Source organism: Arcticibacter sp., assembly GCF_053551015.1.
Genome location: NZ_JBMQOB010000021.1, coordinates 22,008 through 39,639, shown reverse-complemented (window position 1 = coordinate 39,639; position 17,632 = coordinate 22,008). Strand labels below are relative to the sequence as shown.

12 protein-coding genes are annotated in these 17,632 nt (G+C 42.3%); 6 read left to right on the top strand and 6 right to left on the bottom strand.

All coding sequences use genetic code 11. The annotated features are described in order from the left end of the window. Nucleotides 1–118 precede the first annotated feature (118 nt). Genes ACO1NU_RS13985 through ACO1NU_RS13960 form a run of 6 tightly spaced genes read left to right on the top strand, consistent with a single transcriptional unit; the run spans nt 119 to nt 7,257 of the window. The gene (locus ACO1NU_RS13985; protein WP_448819111.1) at nt 119–691 is read left to right on the top strand and encodes a DUF3347 domain-containing protein; all 573 of its coding nucleotides are present in this window, start codon (nt 119–121) and stop codon (nt 689–691) included. Nucleotides 692–693: 2 nt separating this feature from the next. Further along, nucleotides 694–1,158 (top strand): heme-binding domain-containing protein, encoded by a 465-nt coding sequence (locus ACO1NU_RS13980; RefSeq protein WP_448819110.1) that lies wholly within the window; start codon nt 694–696, stop codon nt 1,156–1,158. Next, a complete protein-coding gene (locus ACO1NU_RS13975; RefSeq protein ID WP_448819109.1) occupies nt 1,159–3,909 on the top strand; it encodes a multicopper oxidase domain-containing protein in 2,751 nt (916 codons plus the stop codon). A 12-nt stretch (nt 3,910–3,921) separates the two neighbouring features. After that, complete coding sequence (locus ACO1NU_RS13970) at nt 3,922–6,453, top strand: heavy metal translocating P-type ATPase (RefSeq protein ID WP_448819108.1); 2,532 nt, start codon at nt 3,922–3,924, stop codon at nt 6,451–6,453. Nucleotides 6,454–6,476: 23 nt separating this feature from the next. Then, complete coding sequence (locus ACO1NU_RS13965) at nt 6,477–6,713, top strand: hypothetical protein (RefSeq protein ID WP_448819107.1); 237 nt, start codon at nt 6,477–6,479, stop codon at nt 6,711–6,713. A 49-nt stretch (nt 6,714–6,762) separates the two neighbouring features. Continuing rightward, nucleotides 6,763–7,257, top strand: a complete 495-nt coding sequence (locus tag ACO1NU_RS13960) for a DUF305 domain-containing protein (RefSeq protein ID WP_448819106.1) — start codon at nt 6,763–6,765, stop codon at nt 7,255–7,257. A gap of 299 nt (nt 7,258–7,556) precedes the next feature. Here ACO1NU_RS13960 and ACO1NU_RS13955 read toward each other — a convergent pair whose 3' ends face one another. The 6 genes from ACO1NU_RS13955 to ACO1NU_RS13930 form a co-directional block, all read right to left on the bottom strand. Then, the gene (locus ACO1NU_RS13955) at nt 7,557–8,783 is read right to left on the bottom strand and encodes an IS256 family transposase (protein ID WP_448819105.1); all 1,227 of its coding nucleotides are present in this window, start codon (nt 8,781–8,783) and stop codon (nt 7,557–7,559) included. Between the two features lie 268 nt (nt 8,784–9,051). Beyond that, entirely contained in the window at nt 9,052–10,983 is a 1,932-nt protein-coding gene (locus ACO1NU_RS13950; protein ID WP_448819371.1) for a heavy metal translocating P-type ATPase, read from the bottom strand. 145 nt (nt 10,984–11,128) lie between these two features. Further along, nucleotides 11,129–11,548, bottom strand: a complete 420-nt coding sequence (locus ACO1NU_RS13945) for a Fur family transcriptional regulator (RefSeq protein ID WP_448819104.1) — start codon at nt 11,546–11,548, stop codon at nt 11,129–11,131. A 56-nt stretch (nt 11,549–11,604) separates the two neighbouring features. Further along, nucleotides 11,605–12,855, bottom strand: coding sequence for an efflux RND transporter periplasmic adaptor subunit (locus ACO1NU_RS13940; protein WP_448819103.1), 1,251 nt, complete (start codon nt 12,853–12,855; stop codon nt 11,605–11,607). Further along, nucleotides 12,855–17,225: a CusA/CzcA family heavy metal efflux RND transporter gene (locus ACO1NU_RS13935; RefSeq protein ID WP_448819102.1), complete on the bottom strand. Its 4,371-nt coding sequence runs from the start codon at nt 17,223–17,225 to the stop codon at nt 12,855–12,857. The genes ACO1NU_RS13940 and ACO1NU_RS13935 overlap by 1 nt, the downstream gene beginning before the upstream one ends. Nucleotides 17,226–17,306: 81 nt before the next feature. Continuing rightward, nucleotides 17,307–17,615: a DUF6660 family protein gene (locus ACO1NU_RS13930; protein ID WP_448819370.1), complete on the bottom strand. Its 309-nt coding sequence runs from the start codon at nt 17,613–17,615 to the stop codon at nt 17,307–17,309. Nucleotides 17,616–17,632 lie beyond the last annotated feature (17 nt).

Here is a 17,632-nt window from a genome sequence, read left to right as displayed (position 1 = left end):
TACCTGTTTCCGCTTTTTAGCTATGATTAAAATAAGAAGTATTCTGACAATGATTTTCAAATTTTTCTTTGTCAAGAAGTGCTGCAGGTAAACAATTCGTAAAAACTAAAGAAACAACATGAAACTACCAATATTAAGCATTGCTATGGCCATTCTCTTATTCGCCGCTTGTAACAGCGGTACTAAAACAGATAATGCCAGCACAGCAACTGACACGACCAAAACCGGAGCATCCGAAAAAGCGAAAACTACCGGAACTTCCACCAAAAAAGTTGTTACAGCCTACCTGGAACTGAAAAACGCCCTTACTAAGGACGATGATAAATCTGCTGCGACGGCAGGTAATAATCTGGTGGAAGCAATTGCCGCAGTAGACAACGCTTCCCTGACTACCGAACAATCCAAAGTATTTGCAGATGTCGCCGATGATGCAAAAGAACACGCCGAGCATATCGGTTCCAATGCCGGAAACATCAAGCATCAACGGGAGCACTTTGAAACATTAAGCCAGGAAATATACGACTTGGTAAAGGCAGGTGGCAGCGCCGGACAGAAACTGTATTATGATAATTGCCCTATGTATAATGATGGAAAGGGCGGCAACTGGCTCAGTGAAACCAAAGAAATACAAAATCCATATCTGGGCAAGGGAATGCCAACCTGTGGAAGTGTTAAGGAAGAACTGAATTAATTATGGGCAGGGTACAAAAGGGGCTTTTGCTTTTATTGGGCGCGTTGGTACTCATCCAGTTCATCCAGCCTGTCCGCAATCAGGGCGGGCAGGCATACCCTGCCGATATTAGCCGCATTTATCCTATGCCAGAAAATGTTCAGGGGATCTTAAAAACCTCCTGTTATGACTGCCACAGTAATAATACCAATTATCCCTGGTATGCAAATATTCAGCCCGGTGCTTGGTGGCTGGCATCACATATCAGCAAAGGCAAAGATGAACTCAATTTTAATGAGTTCGGAAATTACTCATCACGCAAAAAGCAAAGCAAGCTAAAAGCAATTGCGAGCAGTATAAAAGATGTAACAATGCCTATAAGCTCATATACACTGATCCACAGGAATGCAAAACTTTCCCGAACTGAACAGGAACTGATTTTGGACTGGGTAGAAAAAACGAAAGACAGTCTTTCACAAATTAAATAAATGATGAAAAAATTAATATTCTATATTTTACTGATGGGTTTGTATGGGTTCGCATCTGCGCACGCGGGGCACACAATATCATCACAGCAAAAACAACAGCCGGTAATTTATACCTGCCCTATGCATCCTGAAATTCAGAGCACGAGGCTGAGGAACTGCCCCAAATGCGGCATGAAACTGGTCATGCAAAAGAAAAAAAGCGTTCAGCCAAAAAAGGCTGCTCCAGTCAAGAAAAGCCTCTCTGCAAAGAAGGGTCACATGGGTGATATGAAAATGTCGCCGCAGAAGGCGGGTACTGAAACACCTTCTTTAGGTGAAACCTATACTTGTCCCATGCATCCCGAAATTCATGAATCCAAACCCGGCAATTGCCCTAAATGCGGAATGAAACTGGTAAAGGAAACCCCAAAGATGGTTCCCATTAAGCATGAGGGCATGGATATGCCGATGAAAGAAGATGCTAAAAAAATGGACAATATGAAGGGAATGCAGATGGGAAGTGACAATGCCACAATGGAGAATATCAAAAAGGCAAAATCGCAATTAGGCCCGATAAAAACCATATCGAGCAACACACCTCCACGCACCGTCCGCTACGATCTGTACATAGCCGATACCACGGTAACCTATGGAAAAAAATCAAAACGGGCAATTGCAGTAAATGGCCAAATTCCCATGCCCACATTGACCTTTACTGAAGGTGATACCGCATTGATCTACGTTCACAACAACCTGGATGAAGAAACATCGTTGCACTGGCATGGCCTGTTTTTACCAAACAGGATGGACGGGGTACCCTTTCTTACGCAGATGCCGATTAAGCCACATAGCACTTATGTCTATAAGTTCCCTATCGTTCAACATGGTACACACTGGTATCATAGCCATAGCAAATTGCAGGAACAGATCGGTATGTACGGTGCATTTATTATGAACAAACGGAAAGAATGGGATATCCCAACCATCCCGGTAGTGCTAAGCGAATGGACGGACATGAACCCGGAAGAAGTTCATCGAAGCCTGAAGAACGCCACCGATTGGTTTGCTATCCAAAAGGGCGCTACCCAAAGCTATGCTGAGGCCATTAAAACAGGCCACTTTAAAACCAAAGTGAACAATGAGTGGAAGCGAATGAATGCGATGGATGTTAGCGATGTGTTTTATGATGCATTTCTGATCAACGGTAAGAACCAGAACGAGCAGCCACAATTTAAAGCGGGCGACAAGGTGAGATTGCGCATAGCCAATGGCGGCGCATCGGATTATTTCTGGCTGAAATACGCAGGCGGCAAGATTACCGTAGTGGCCACAGACGGAAACGATGTGGAACCGGTAGAAGTGGACAGGCTGATCATTGCGGTATCTGAAACTTACGATGTAGTGGTGACCATTCCCGAAAACAAGAGCTACGAGTTTTTGGTGACGCCAGAAGACCGTACCAAATCGGCTTCGTTGTGGCTGGGCAAGGGAGAAAAAGTACAAGCGGGGATAATGCCCAGACTGAAATACTTTGCCGGAATGAAAATGATGAACGAGATGATGGACATACAGGGCAACATGATCGAAATGGAAGGCATGAAAATGCAGAATCAGATCATGGATATGAATACGGTCATGTACCCTGAGATAACCGGCGTGGAAAATCCAAAAACCGAAAACAAAAAAGCCGATATGGCTGGCATGCAAATGCCGAATGATAAAAGCATGGCGGGAATGAATATGGCGGATAATAACCCGGATATTATTACCCTCAATTACAATATGCTCCGTGATCCCAAAAAAACAACGCTGCCCAAAGGACCTTGGAAGGAACTAAAGTTCGATCTGACCGGGAACATGAACCGCTATGTATGGACGCTGGACAATAAGACCGTTTCAGAAAGCGATAAGATCCTGATCAAAAAAGGAGAAAATGTACGAATCATCATGTTCAACAACAGCATGATGCGCCACCCTATGCACCTACACGGACATGATTTCAGGGTGCTCAATGAGCAAGGCGAAAATGCACCGATGAAAAATGTGCTCGATATTATGCCGATGGAAAGGGATACCATTGAATTTGCTGCCACAGAACCAGGTGGCGATTGGTTTTTCCACTGTCATATCCTCTACCACATGATGAGCGGTATGGGCAGGGTATTCAGCTACGAAAATTCCCCTGCCAATCCGGATATTACCGACACCAGGGTAGCTAAGCGCGGACTGAATTCCGATGACAGAGCATTTCATCCGATGGCTACAATTGGGCTTGAAAGCAACGGAAGCGATGGCGAATTTATGCTGGCCAATACCCGCTACCGTTTCTCAACCGAGTGGAGGCTTGGCCTAAAATCGCACCATGGAAATGAAAGCGAAACCTATTTTGGGAGGTACATTGGGAAGATGCAATGGCTGTTTCCCTTTATTGGTTTTGATTACCACTACAACAGTATGGAAAATGAGAGAGAAAACAATCTCTTCGGTCAATTGAGTAACCAGAAGAACCGAAAGGCTGCTGTAATAGGGGTTCAATATATCCTGCCAATGCTGGTCACTGCTGAAGCAAGGTTGGACAGTAAGGGCAAACTGCGCTTTCAGCTCATGCGGGAGGATATTCCGGTAAGCAGCAGGCTAAGGATGAACTTTATGGCGAATACCGATAAGGAATTCATGGGAGGGTTCAGATATATTGTTACTAAATATTTCTCCTTATCCACTCACTATGATAGCGATATGGGATATGGGGGAGGAATTACAATAACCTATTAAACCAATAGCATCATGAAACATACCTATAAAATAACCGGAATGACCTGCGAAGGCTGTCGCAGTAAAGTTGAACAGGCTCTGAATGGAGTTAAAGGGGTTTCGGCAGTGGTTACAACTGAACCACCGGAGGCAACCATTACAATGGAAAAGCATGTGTCAACAGACACGTTGCAGGAAGCACTATCCGCTGCCGGAAATTACACCATTGAGATGTCGGCCCATCACCATGCAGATGTGCATAGCCATAACGGTAAAAAGTCTCATGATGCCCATCATCACCTAATGATGGCAAAACCATTGCAGATAGATGGCGAGGGGAAATATTATTGTCCTATGCATTGCGAGGGCAACAAAACCTATGATAAACCTGGTAATTGTCCGGTCTGCGGAATGGATCTTATCAAGGAGGTGTCTTTAACAAAATCCGCCAAATACACTTGTCCCATGCATCCGGAAATCGTCCGTGACCAGCCGGGTGCCTGCCCGATATGCGGAATGGATCTGGTATCGATGGGCGCAGTTTCTGAAGAAGAGGATCAAACGTATGATAAGTTATTGCGCAAATTTAAAATAGCTGCACTGTTTACCGTTCCCATTTTCATTATCTCTATGTCCGAGATGATCCCTGGTAATCCCCTTTTCCAACTAATGGATCTGAAATACTGGAACTGGGTTCAGTTTGCATTTTCAATTCCGGTAGTGTTTTATGCAACCTGGATGTTTTTTGAGCGTGCATGGCGCTCGGCCGTCACCTGGAACCTGAATATGTTTACCCTTATTGGTATTGGTTCAGGCGTAGCCTGGCTGTTCAGCATACTTGCGCTATTGTTTCCAGGCATCTTCCCAGACCAGTTTAAGACACATCACGGAACGGTCTACATATACTTTGAAGCGGCCACCGTGATTTTGACCCTGGTCTTACTGGGACAGCTTTTAGAAGCCCGCGCACATGGAAAGACCAATACTGCCATTAAGGAACTGCTGAAACTGGCACCCAATACCGCCACAAAAATTGTGGGGGAAAGGGAAATGTCCGTTTCCATCGATGACATCCAAAAAGGAGATTTGCTACGTGTGAAGCCCGGTGAAAAAGTACCTGTCGATGGAAGTATCAAAGTCGGAGAAGTGACAATTGATGAATCCATGATCTCTGGTGAACCTATTCCGGTTGACAAGAAACCGGGCGACAAGGTAAGTTCCGGCACTATAAACGGAAATAAAACTTTCACCTTGCTTGCTGAAAAAGTTGGTTCAGAAACTTTGCTGTCGCAGATTATTGAAATGGTCAATTCGGCCAGCCGGTCGAAAGCGCCCATTCAAAAAATGGCTGATAAAATCTCCGGCTATTTTGTGCCCGTCGTGGTATCAATCTCCATCATAACTTTCATTATCTGGGCGGTCTATGGCCCCGAACCTTCTTACGTCTATGGTTTTGTAAATGCAATTGCTGTACTGATTATTGCCTGCCCCTGTGCGCTCGGCCTTGCCACACCGATGTCGGTCATGGTTGGTGTTGGGAAGGGCGCAAAATCCGGTATACTCATTAAAAACGCAGAATCGCTGGAGAAAATGAACGCCATTGATATTGTTGTTATTGATAAAACAGGAACGGTGACTGAAGGGAAACCTTCTGTTGAAAAAGTCATTAGTACAAACCCCGACCTTTCCGAAAGTGATATCCTTCAAAGGATCATATCACTGAACAGCAGCAGTGAACATCCACTAGCCAAGGCGACATTGCGTTATGGTGAGGAAAATAAAGTAAAAGCTCAGCCCATTTTAAAGTTTGAAGCAATTACCGGAAAAGGGGTTATTGGCGTGCTTGGAAAAGAAAGCCTTGCCCTGGGAAATGAAAAGCTCATGAAACACGTTAAGGCAAAAATTAGCCCAGACTTGGAAAAGCAGGTCAAGGCCGCACAAAAGCAAGGAAAAACAGTTTCCTATTTAGCTATTGGAAATGCAGCTGCCGGTTTTGTAGTAATCTCTGATAAAATTAAGAAATCGAGCAGGGAAGCCATTCAAAAATTGCAGAAAGAAGGTTTACAGGTAATCATGTTTACCGGTGATAACGATGATACGGCAAAAGCGGTAAGTGAAACGCTGAACCTCGACGGATATAAAGCCCAGATGCTGCCGGAAGATAAGCTGCAAGAGATAAAATATTTACAGACTGAAGGGAAAAAAGTAGCAATGGCTGGCGATGGTATTAATGATGCCCCGGCATTATCGCAGGCAGATATTGGCATTGCAATGGGAACCGGAACCGATGTGGCCATTGAAAGTGCTGCGATTACCTTGGTGAAAGGTGATTTAAACGGGATTGCTAAAGCAAGACTTTTGAGTCACAAAGTAATGGGAAACATTAAAGGGAATCTATTTTTTGCCTTGGGCTATAATGTTTTGGGAATCCCTATTGCAGCGGGCATTTTATACCCGTTTTTTGGCGTCCTGCTTTCGCCAATGATTGCGGCTCTGGCCATGAGTTTTAGCTCGGTATCCGTTATCCTGAACTCATTAAGGTTAAGAAGTGCGAAACTGGATTAAATAAAAAGCTTAATCAATATAAAATGAAAGACGATAGAAATTTTAAAATTTCGGTGCCATTAAATGGTATCGATCAGACGACACAATTAAAGGTGCATCATAAAGATGAAACCTTTGAGGTAGAATTGAATGGGAAAATAGTAGCCATATTAAACAACGGCGATAATTCATGGAGCTCAGTCGCCGGTGACCTCGACCAGTTAACTGTCAATTTAATTGGAGATGCAATTGAACAATTTTACAAAGGACAGGGCTGGTAAAATATTATCTTACCATAAGTAACAAACAAATCAATTTAAAACTTTAAACATGAAAAACGAAAATCAAAACAATCAACATGGAACAATGGACCACGGTGGCAGTCCATATAAAAAATTCCTTTTGATGCTGGCCATATCCTTCATCCTGATGTATGGAATTATGTTCTTAAATGTCGATGAGGCAAACCATATTTATTTGAGTATTACAAGGACTTACATGTCAATTCTCATGGTGTCTGCAATGGCAGTAGTTATGTTGCCGATGATGGGTAAAATGTATCCGAATAAAAGATTGAACAAAATAATTTTAGCATCAGCTGTTATTGTATTTATTGCTGTTTTGACTTTTTTACGGCAGCAGACATTTGTAGGGGACATCCAATATATGAAAGGAATGATACCCCACCATTCTTCCGCTATTATGACCAGCAAAAATGCAAACATCAAAGATCCCGAAGTAAAGAAACTGTCAGAACAGATTATTAAATCACAGGTGGAGGAAATTGCTCAGATGAAAGCTAAATTAAAAGAATTGGAAAAGTAAGGCAAATTGGCATTATTATATTAAACATACTTTTCGTTTTATCAAAAGGTAGACATCATTTCCCTTTACTTTTTGAAACGATCAAAAAACGGTGGAATAATGGAGAATACAATTTAGTCGCAAGCCAGTCTCGGCGCACAAGCCTAAATTTTTCCTTTTGCCGTAATTCCTTAATATGGGCGTAGAAAGTAGACGGATTTAAACCTGATAAATATGATATAGTGGGAGTGTGTGTCATTGGCGCCAGGGCAGATTGATTGTGGAAAACTCCCCACATAGAGTTTTCCACAATCAATCTGCTAACCATGCAGGCTTATTTTAAGTCTGTCCTCAAACATAATATAAAGTTGAGATAAGGTCAAGCTCCAGTTTCTTAGCGGCATGGTCCATTTTTCAGATACTCGCTGTACTACCAGATAGACCAGCTTCAGCAAAGCATTGTCTGAAGTAAAGGCGCCTTTGGTCTTGGTAACTTTTCGTACTTGCCGGTGAAAGCCTTCCACCGTATTGGTCGTGTAAATCACCTTGCGAATATGGGCATCAAAGCGGAAAAAGGTCGATAGGTTCTCCCAGTTAGCATACCACGACTGAATAGGAACAGGATACTTCTTGCCCCACTTTTCATCCAGTAAGATCAGGTTCTCATATCCTTCTTCTTTACTTAGCGCCTGGTATACCATTTTTAAGTCAACCATAAAGGGCTTTTTGTCCTTCTCAGCAATGTAGCGCAAACTGTTGCGAACCTGATGGACCACGCAGGTCTGGATCTCTGTTTTAGGAAAGACAGCAGCAATAGCCTCCGGAAAGCCTTTCAAGCCGTCTATGCAGGCAATCAGTATGTCCTGCATTCCCCGGTTCTTTAGATCGGTTAACACCGACAACCAGAACTTCGCTCCTTCACTTTCAGACAGATACATACCCAGCAAGTCCTTCTTACCATCCAGGGATACCCCAAGAATATTATAGACAGCACGGGTCACTACACTATTGCCATCCCTCACCTTATAGTGCATACAGTCCAGGTAAACAAAAGCATAAACCGAGTCCAAAGGACGATGGCGCCATTCGTTCATGGCCGGGATCACTTTATCTGTTATAGCGGACAAGGTGCTTGCTGAGATGTCCATCTGGTACATCTCCTTTATGTGACTGGTAATATCGCGGGTACTCATGCCCAGACCGTAAAGACCTATTACTTTTTCTTCGAGTTCTTCGGTAATGATCACCTGCCGCTTAGGAACAACAAGCGGTTCGAAGCTCCCTGAGCGGTCCCGGCTGCTTTCCAGTTCAAACTCCCCACCCAGGCTTTTTACACGTTTGGATGTCTTACCATTACGTCGGTTGGACAGCCCACTGGCTTTCTCTTCCTGCAGATGAGCTTCCAGCTCACCTTCCAGTGCGGATTCTAAAAAGTGCTTTAATAGCGGGGCGAAAATGCCTTTTTCTCCATTGAGCGGCTTTCCCGCATACATTCCTTTAATCGCTTCAGCTTTGAAGCTTTCGAAATCAAACTCTTTGTTACTCATGTGTTGTGTCGAAAATAAAAATCATTCTTTAATTCTTATCTGACACAGTTGATTTTACAGTCTCGATATAGTAGGCGCTTCAATTGCTTTGATCGGCGCCTGTATTATAATCTACGCTCCGCGAAATTAATCTCAAATTGTATTCAACTCTCTCGAGACTTATTTATTAATGCAACCATTGCATGGAATGTGTCTTAAAGCATTATCATGAAGCCGTCATTGAATTTAGAATGAGTAAACACCTTTAAACGGTATCCAGATCAGATTGCTACAGGCTAATCTTTTGAATCCTTACCGCGTTTAAAATAGCAAGCAACGCAACACCAACATCAGCAATTACGGCTTCCCACAGATTTGCAACCCCTCCAGCCCCAAGGGCTAAAACAATAATTTTTACTGCCATTGCTAAAATGATGTTTTGCCAAACGATGTTCCTTGTAATCTTACCTACTTTAATAGCCGAAACTATTTTAGAGGGCTGATCATTTTGAATAACAACATCTGCAGTCTCGATCGTTGCATCGCTTCCTAGCCCACCCATGGCTATGCCAACATCAGCTAGAGCAACTACTGGAGCATCATTCACACCGTCTCCGGCAAACGCAATTTGTAAACCCTGATCTTTCAAGGATTGTACTTTCTCAACTTTTCCTTCAGGAAGAAGATCCCCATATGCTGCATCGATTCCAATTTGTTTTGCCACCGCATCCACTACCGATTGTTTGTCGCCAGATAACATTATTGTTTTTATATTCAAGTCGTGCATTGCCTTGATAGTGGCAGCTGCATCTTCTTTAATTTCGTCAGCAATAGTGATGTAACCGGCATACCTATTATCAATCGATATCACAACAATGGTGTACACGATTTGCTCAATTTCTGGTGGATAGGAAATGTCAAATTTCTTAAGGAGTTTCAAGTTCCCTGCAAGCACTTGTTTGCCATCAACTTTTCCTTTTAAACCATGACCAGCTATCTCTTCGACCTCAGTAGCGGTTAAAGTGCCTAAGTCCTCCCCTGCATACTCTACCACTGCTTTTCCAACCGGATGGGTAGAATTTTTTTCTAAAGTCGCTGTTATTCTTACCAATTCCTGTTCGCTAATACCTTGGACAACTACTTGCTGAACCTTAAATACCCCTTTGGTGAGTGTTCCGGTTTTATCCATCACAACAGCATTTACTTTGGTCATAACATCAAGAAAGTTTCCCCCTTTAAAAAGAATTCCGTTTCGGGAGGCTAAGCCAACACCACCAAAGTATCCCAGGGGAATTGACACCACTAATGCACAAGGGCAGCTTATTACTAGAAATACAAGTCCCCGATACAACCAGTCTCTAAAAACGTAACCTTCTACAAAAAAATAGGGAAGTGCAACCAACGCTAAAGCAAGAAAAAATACAATGGGAGTATACACCTTGGCAAAGCGTGAAATAAAAAGCTGTGTCTGAGACTTGCGAGCAGTAGCATCCTGTACCATTTCAAGGATCTTGCTAAGCTTACTGTCCTTGAACAGAGAACTAACTTTAATCTGCGCTACAGTATTTAAGTTGATCATACCCGCTAAGATTGGTTCGTCTTTGTATTTGGTGTCTGGTTTACTCTCGCCGGTTAAAGCTGCTGTATTAAAAGATGCATTCTGGGAAACTAAAATACCATCTAAAGCCACCCGTTCTCCGGGTTTGACCTGTATTGTTTCTCCAAGTGACACTTGTGAGGGCGTTACTATCTGGTCAACTCCATTTCTAAGTACGGTAACTTCATCTGGTCTGATATCCAGTAGCGCTTTGATATTACGTTTTGCCCTACTAACAGCCGAATCCTGGAACCACTCGCCTATTTGGTAAAAAACCATTACTGCTACGCCCTCTGAATATTCACCGATATAAAATGCTCCCAAGGTAGCTACACTCATTAAGACAAATTCATTAAAAATATCTCCCCTCCGTGCTTTGCGAAATGCAAGGTTAAGTACGCTTCTGCCAGCCAGCAGATAAGCAACGGAATTAACTGTGAAGCCAATGGGGTTGCTTAGCTTATAATTAAAACCAAATTCCAAAATCAATTCGGTGGCCAACATTAACAGGGCAAGGATTAAATCCCAATGTGCAAGCACTCCGTTTGTTTCGGTTTCTTGTTGCCCGTGATCATGCCCGTCATTCTGAGAATGTGCACTTTCTTGGTTAATTGAATTTGGCATAGTTGCCAAATCATTAAGCTGCTTATTTTTAATTTCTTCCATTATTGTTGTTTTAAAAACTCCTCCATGATCTAAGTCAATAGGGGTAGTTATGAAGTATTCTAGTTCACAAAGGTACCTAAGCATTGCATGCAATAGGATTGCATTATTTATTTGAACAGCCAGGACACACACCCTTAACAATAAGACTTAACTCTGCAGGGACAAAACCTTCAGGAAGCTTTAATTCCGGCACACTTGTATTAGGCAGACAAGTGGTCTGTTTGCAAATGTTACAGTTAAAATGTACATGGAGGTCATGATGACCTGTCGTACTGCAATCCTCTACGCAAATCGCATACTTAGTTGCGCCACTTCCATCATCAATTGCATGAACCATTCCCTTCTCTTCAAAGGTTTTGAGTGTTCTGTATATGGTGATTCGATCAGCGGGGTGGAGTTCACTTTCCAATTCAGTCAAAGGAGTGGCCGATGATTGTTTAAGCAAAGAATCCAATACCAGCATGCGCATAGCAGTGGGTTGGATTCCCTTTTCGATCAGCATTGTTTCAATATTGGGACTCATATTTATTATTTTATTTGCAATACAGATTGAGACTGGTTTTCAGCAGGCCAAATACATTAGTGGTGCTCCTCGCCACCTCCTGAAGCTTTGGACTGAATATAAAAAGCACCTTTAGTTACAATTAATGCATTTGATGGAATAGTTGTCAATGGGATGATCTCTATATAGCCTAAATCGGAAACGCCTGTGGCTACTTCAATAATCTTAAAATGAAACTCTTTGTCCCGCACTTCTTCCTTTTCTGAATCGTTTTTTTCGCCTTCAGCATGCTCTTCATTTTTGATCATTGAACTATCTACTATGAAAATATAGCTTTTGCCCTGAGCACTTACTACTGCGTCAAGCGGGACAGCTTGGGTAGTTTGATTTCCGACATCAATTAATGCGGAAACATACATGCCCGGTATCAGGTTCCTATTTGACCGGTTATCAATACGTGCATGGGCAATCACCGCTTTGCTATCATTTTCAAAGGTTTTATTAATGCCATAGATCTTTCCTGTGATTTGCTGGTTATTTTGATTTGTTAAAACAAAATCAACCTGCTGTCCGGACTTAACCTTAAATAGGTCCTTTTCATATACCAGAAGGTCACAATGTATTCGGCTGTTATCAGTGATGTTCAATAAAGGTTTATTTATATCGGCGAAGCTTCCAGTAGTTGCCATGATATGACCAACTACACCGCTTATTGGAGCTGGAACTGCAATCTGGGTGATGACAGCACCCTTATCCAAGGCTTTAAAGCTTATTCCCATTTGTCCAAGTTGACGCTTCAGTGTCCTAAAGCGGGACTGTTCTGCAAAATAGGTAGCCTCAGCTTGTTGAAAGACTTTGCCACTACCGGCTTTTGCATCCATCAGTTCCTTTTGCCGTTCATATTCTTTCTCAGCAAAGGAAAGTGCACTTTTCGAAGCGAGATAGTCCTGCTGCACCTGGGCAAACTCAGGATTCTCCAGCGTCACTAATGTTTGACCCTTTTTAACGTAATTACCTTCAAGCACGTGGATCTTTTGTATCAGCCCACCTATTAATGGGTGAACTTCCGCATTGTTTTGTGGAGGAACTTCCAGGTGCCCGTTAGCCTTGACCACACTTTTCAGATTTTTTAATTCAATCTTTCCAAGGGTTATTCCTACAGCTTGCATCTGTTTTTCAGTTAAAGATAAAGCGTCTGTATGTTCCTCCTCTTCAGATTCAACCTCAGTTGTTGGATTACTACCTTTACATGAGATTATTAATAGCACAGCTAGCATCAATAGCGAACTGATCAGGTATTTATATAGTTTTATAGTTACGGCTTTCATTATAATTTTCCTTTTAGATAGTTGAGTTGAAGTGTTGCTTGATTAAGAAGATGAATCGCTTCCAGATATCCCATTCGAATATTGATAACATGGGACAAATTTTGAAGATGTTCGACATACCCAATCTCACCTTTTTCGAAAGCAAACTGAGATATTCTTAATATTTCAGCAGCTTCATCAAGCGCTGAAGACTGATAATATTCCAATGCGGCAAGCTGTTTAGATACTTCATTACCCTGTTTTCTATAATCTGATTCTAGCGTGTTTTGAAGATTAGCAAGATCAGCTTCTGCAATCTCTTTTTGAATAGCAGCAACCTTGACTCTGGCACGCTGTGCGCCTGAAATTAACGGAATACCAACACCTAGCTGAAATCCAGCGATACGTGTCCCAGGAAAATATTCCCGGTTTATATTAGCGGGGTTAAAGCCACTTACTAAAAATTGGTGAGAGTAGCCAGCCACAAGGTCAGGCAGCAACTTTCTTTTCTCCAGGCGAATGCGATCATTACTTAGCCCGATTTGTTGCTGTTGTTTTAACAGCGATAAATTTGACTTTAAAGAATCCAGCATTAGTACACTTGGCTTCAATGGCCTTAGTGCTTCAGCTATAATCAATTCTACGCTGCCAGTTAGCTTGTGCAATTCTGCCTGAGCAATTTGTAAGTCGCTTGCAGCCTGCTTTTGCAGCATTCGAATTTCTTTCTGTCTGCTTTGAGCAGCCAATTTTTCCAAATAAGAAGTTTCTCCTGCTTTATACCTTATACCTGCCCTTTGATCGAAGTTGCTGTAGATACTATCTAGTGACTTAAGTAGTGATCCTTTTTGTTGAATAAAAGCAAGCTGCTGGTAGGCTAAACTAATATCACGAATCAGGACTAGTTTTGCTAAATCAAAGTTCGTTTCTGCAACCTTGCGTTCTCCATTCAGTACCCTTTTCTGGGCTGAGTAAACTGAAGGAAATTCTATGGTTTGGCTTATGTTTAAGCTGTTGTCATTTCCTCCCCCGGCTGTTGGGTCTTGTGATATGCTCAGCTGGGTTTTGTCCGGATCGAAAGCAGTACCCTGAAGAACCCGCGCTTGATTTACAGCCAGGTTTCCTGCCTTTAAACCTGGGTTATTTGCTAATCCTATGTCAATGACCTGCTGTAAGGACTTCGGGGTTTGCGCAGATGCGTTTTCTGTCACCATACTGAAAGCCAACAGCAAAAATAATGGTAATAAGCCACCTTTAATGCCCGTCTTAAGATTACGCTCCTGTTTTTCAAAAATCAGCACATACAGGGCTGGAAGAATAACTAAAGTCAGAAGGGTTGCAGTGATCAGCCCACCAATGACAACAGTTGCAAGTGGCTTTTGAACTTCGGCTCCCGCTGTATTGGAAAGGGCCATTGGTAAGAATCCAAGGGATGCAACTGACGCAGTCAATATGACTGGTCGCAGGCGCACAAAAGTTCCTTTTCGTACCCTTTCATAGATGTCAGTAATACCTTCTGATTTTAACTGATTAAAATATCCAATCAGTACAATTCCATTTAAAACAGCAACACCAAACAGGGCAATGAAGCCAACACCTGCGGAAATACTAAAGGGCATACCTCTTAAGGTTAATGCAAAAATACCACCAATAGCTGATAATGGCACGGCAGTAAAAATAAGCAAGGTCTCTTTTACTGACCGGAAAGTAAAATAGAGCAGCGCGATAATTAAAAGTAACGCAGCAGGTACAGCAATTGTGAGTCTTTCTTTTGCCTTATTTAGATTCTCGAATTGACCACCATAGGTGGTATAATATCCCGAAGGTAACTTCAGCTCTCTTGATAGCTTTTGCTCAATCTCAGTTACAACGCTTTCGACATCTCTTCCTCGCACATTGAATCCGACATAAATTCTTCTGCGGCCATCTTCATGGGAGATTTGAGCGGGTGCATCCTTAAGTTCTATTTTTGCAACCTGATTCAATGGAACCTGATTGCCGGAGGGTAGCGAAATGTAAAGATTTTCAATGTTGCTGATATCTTCTCGAAGATTGCGTTGCAGTCTCACCACTAAGTCAAAGCGCTGATCACCTTCAAAAACCACTCCTGCTACATTTCCTGCAAAAGCTGTTTGTAAAACAGCATTGACCGCTTCAATCGATAGTCCATACTGGGCTATCATGTCTCTGTTATAAGTGACCAAAATCTGGGGAAGACCACTTACCTTTTCTACGATCGGCTCACTTACGCCGTCAACATCTTTAATAAGGGATGCAATTTTATTCGCGTTTTCCGATAGCACTTCAATGTTTTCCCCGAAAATCTTTATTGCTACGTCCTGCCGAATTCCAGTCATTAGCTCATTAAAGCGCATTTGCATTGGTTGTGTAACCTCCACATTAATACCTGGTATTGCCGATAGTGCTTCTTCAATTTTTTCAGATATCTCAGCCCTATCTTCAGCACTTGTCCATTCCTCTTTTGGTTTCATAGAAAGCATCATGTCTCCCCGTTCAATAGGCATAGGATCTGTTGGAATCTCTGCGCTCCCAATACGGGTTACAGCTTGCCTTATTTCCGGAAACTTTGCTATCAATATTTTTTCTGCTTTGCTAAAGGTTTCAATTGTACGGGTTAATGAAGTACCCTGCATCATGCTAATTTCCACCGTCAAATCCCCTTCTTCAAGTGTTGGAATGAATTCTCCGCCCATACGACTGAATACCCAGATGCTTATAGCAAGAATTACAACCGAAATCAACACCACAATACGCTTCATCCTTAGCGTTAGATCTAGCACTGGTCTGTAGATCCGATGAAGAAAATCCATAATCCGGTCGGATAAATTGCGCTTATGTACAGTCTTTTTACTTAGGAATAAAGCACTCGCCATTGGCACATAAGTGAGCGAAAGGATAAATGCACCTAGAATAGCAAAGGCCACTGTTTGCGCCATAGGCTTAAACATTTTCCCTTCAATACCAACCAGGGAAAATAAGGGGAGATAAACAATCAGGATGATAATTTCGCCAAAGGCTGCACTATTTCTAATTTTAGAGGATGCCGTATAGACCTCCTCGTCCATCTGCTTTTGATTAAGCTTTGAAACACCATTCAGGTGAAAATTCCCTGTAGATATCCGGTGAACGATGCTTTCCACAATGATTACAGCTCCATCCACAATTAATCCAAAATCAATAGCACCAAGACTCATTAGATTTCCCGATACCCCAAATAATCGCATCATGGCAAGGGCAAACAGCAGTGCCAGGGGAATAACTGAGGCAACCACCAGACCGGCTCGAAAGTTTCCAAGGAGCAGCACAAGTACAAAAACTACTATCAGGCCACCTTCTATTAAGTTTTTCTCAACCGTTCCAATAGCCCGGCCAACCAGTTCAGTTCGATCAATAAAGGGTTCAACAACAACGCCTTCAGGCAAAGACTTTTGAATCTGGGCCATTCGATCTTTAACATTTTTTATTACTTCGTTGAAGTTTTCCCCTTTAAGCATTAGAGTAATACCAGCTACAACTTCGCCCTCTCCGTTTCGAGTGACGGCCCCATATCTAGTAGCGCTTCCAAACTGTACCTTCGCTACATCACGAATGAGCACCGGAGCACCATTGGTATTGGATATCACTATTTTTTCTATATCGGTAAGGGTTTTAACCTGGCCAAGCCCTCTGATGAAATAGGCACTATTTTGCTGCTCAATATAAGAGCCTCCGGTATTTGCGTTATTTTTCTCTAAAGCATTGTAGATGTCTGTAACGGTAAGCCCAAAGGCATTTAACTGGTCATTATTAACAGCCACCTCGTACTGTTTAACATACCCACCCCAGGCGCTAACTTCAGCCAGGCCCTTGGTGCTTGTTAGCTGTCGGCGGATGATCCAGTCCTGGATGGTTCTTAAGTCAGTTGGCGAATATTTGGTTTCATAACCAGGCTTGGTATGAACAACATAATGGTAAATTTCTCCAAGGCCAGTACTTATCGGCCCCATTGAGGGTTCTCCCATTCCATTAGGAATTTGTGATTCAGCTTCCTTTAGTCGTTCGGAAACTTGTTGCCTTGCCCAATAAATATCAGTATCGTCTGTAAATACCACAGTGATAACAGAAATACCTGAACGAGAAATGGAGCGCTGCTCGACAACATTGGCAATGTTGCTCAAAGCAAGCTCAACAGGATTTGTGATAAACTGCTCAACTTCTTGAGCCCCAAGATTGGGTGCCTGGGTAATTACCTGCACCTGGTTATTTGTAATATCCGGAACAGCATCAATAGGTAGCTTTAGAGCTGAATAAACGCCCCAAATTATCAACAGCAGTATACCCACAGCAATCACTACCTTATTCCGGATGGAATAAAGAATAATTTTATCTAACATGAATAGTTATGATTAGTAAATAAGAAAGTATCTCAAAAAGAGATCATCAAGAGAATGGCCTAAGCAATTCAGAGCAGAAGTTTAGCTCAAACGGGGAGGTTGCCATACGGCAAACATACTTTCTATTACTTTTCCGGGAAGATGCTTTCCGTACAAGCGGTCTGGACCTTGAGGTGCCTTAATTGTAAAGGTATTAAATAGTGTGAGTGTAGGGCTTGTACAGCAAGAGCACTGGCAAAAAGGAGAACAAATATCTAATGTGTGCTTTGCTGTATTATCAGTACTACTAATTTCAATCTTATCTTCATCAGAAGAAAGGTCCAAATCCGTACATGGCATCAAGCATAAAACCAGTACCATAAAACTTAATATGTAGCTAAGTATCCTCACTCGGTTGCAAATATAAA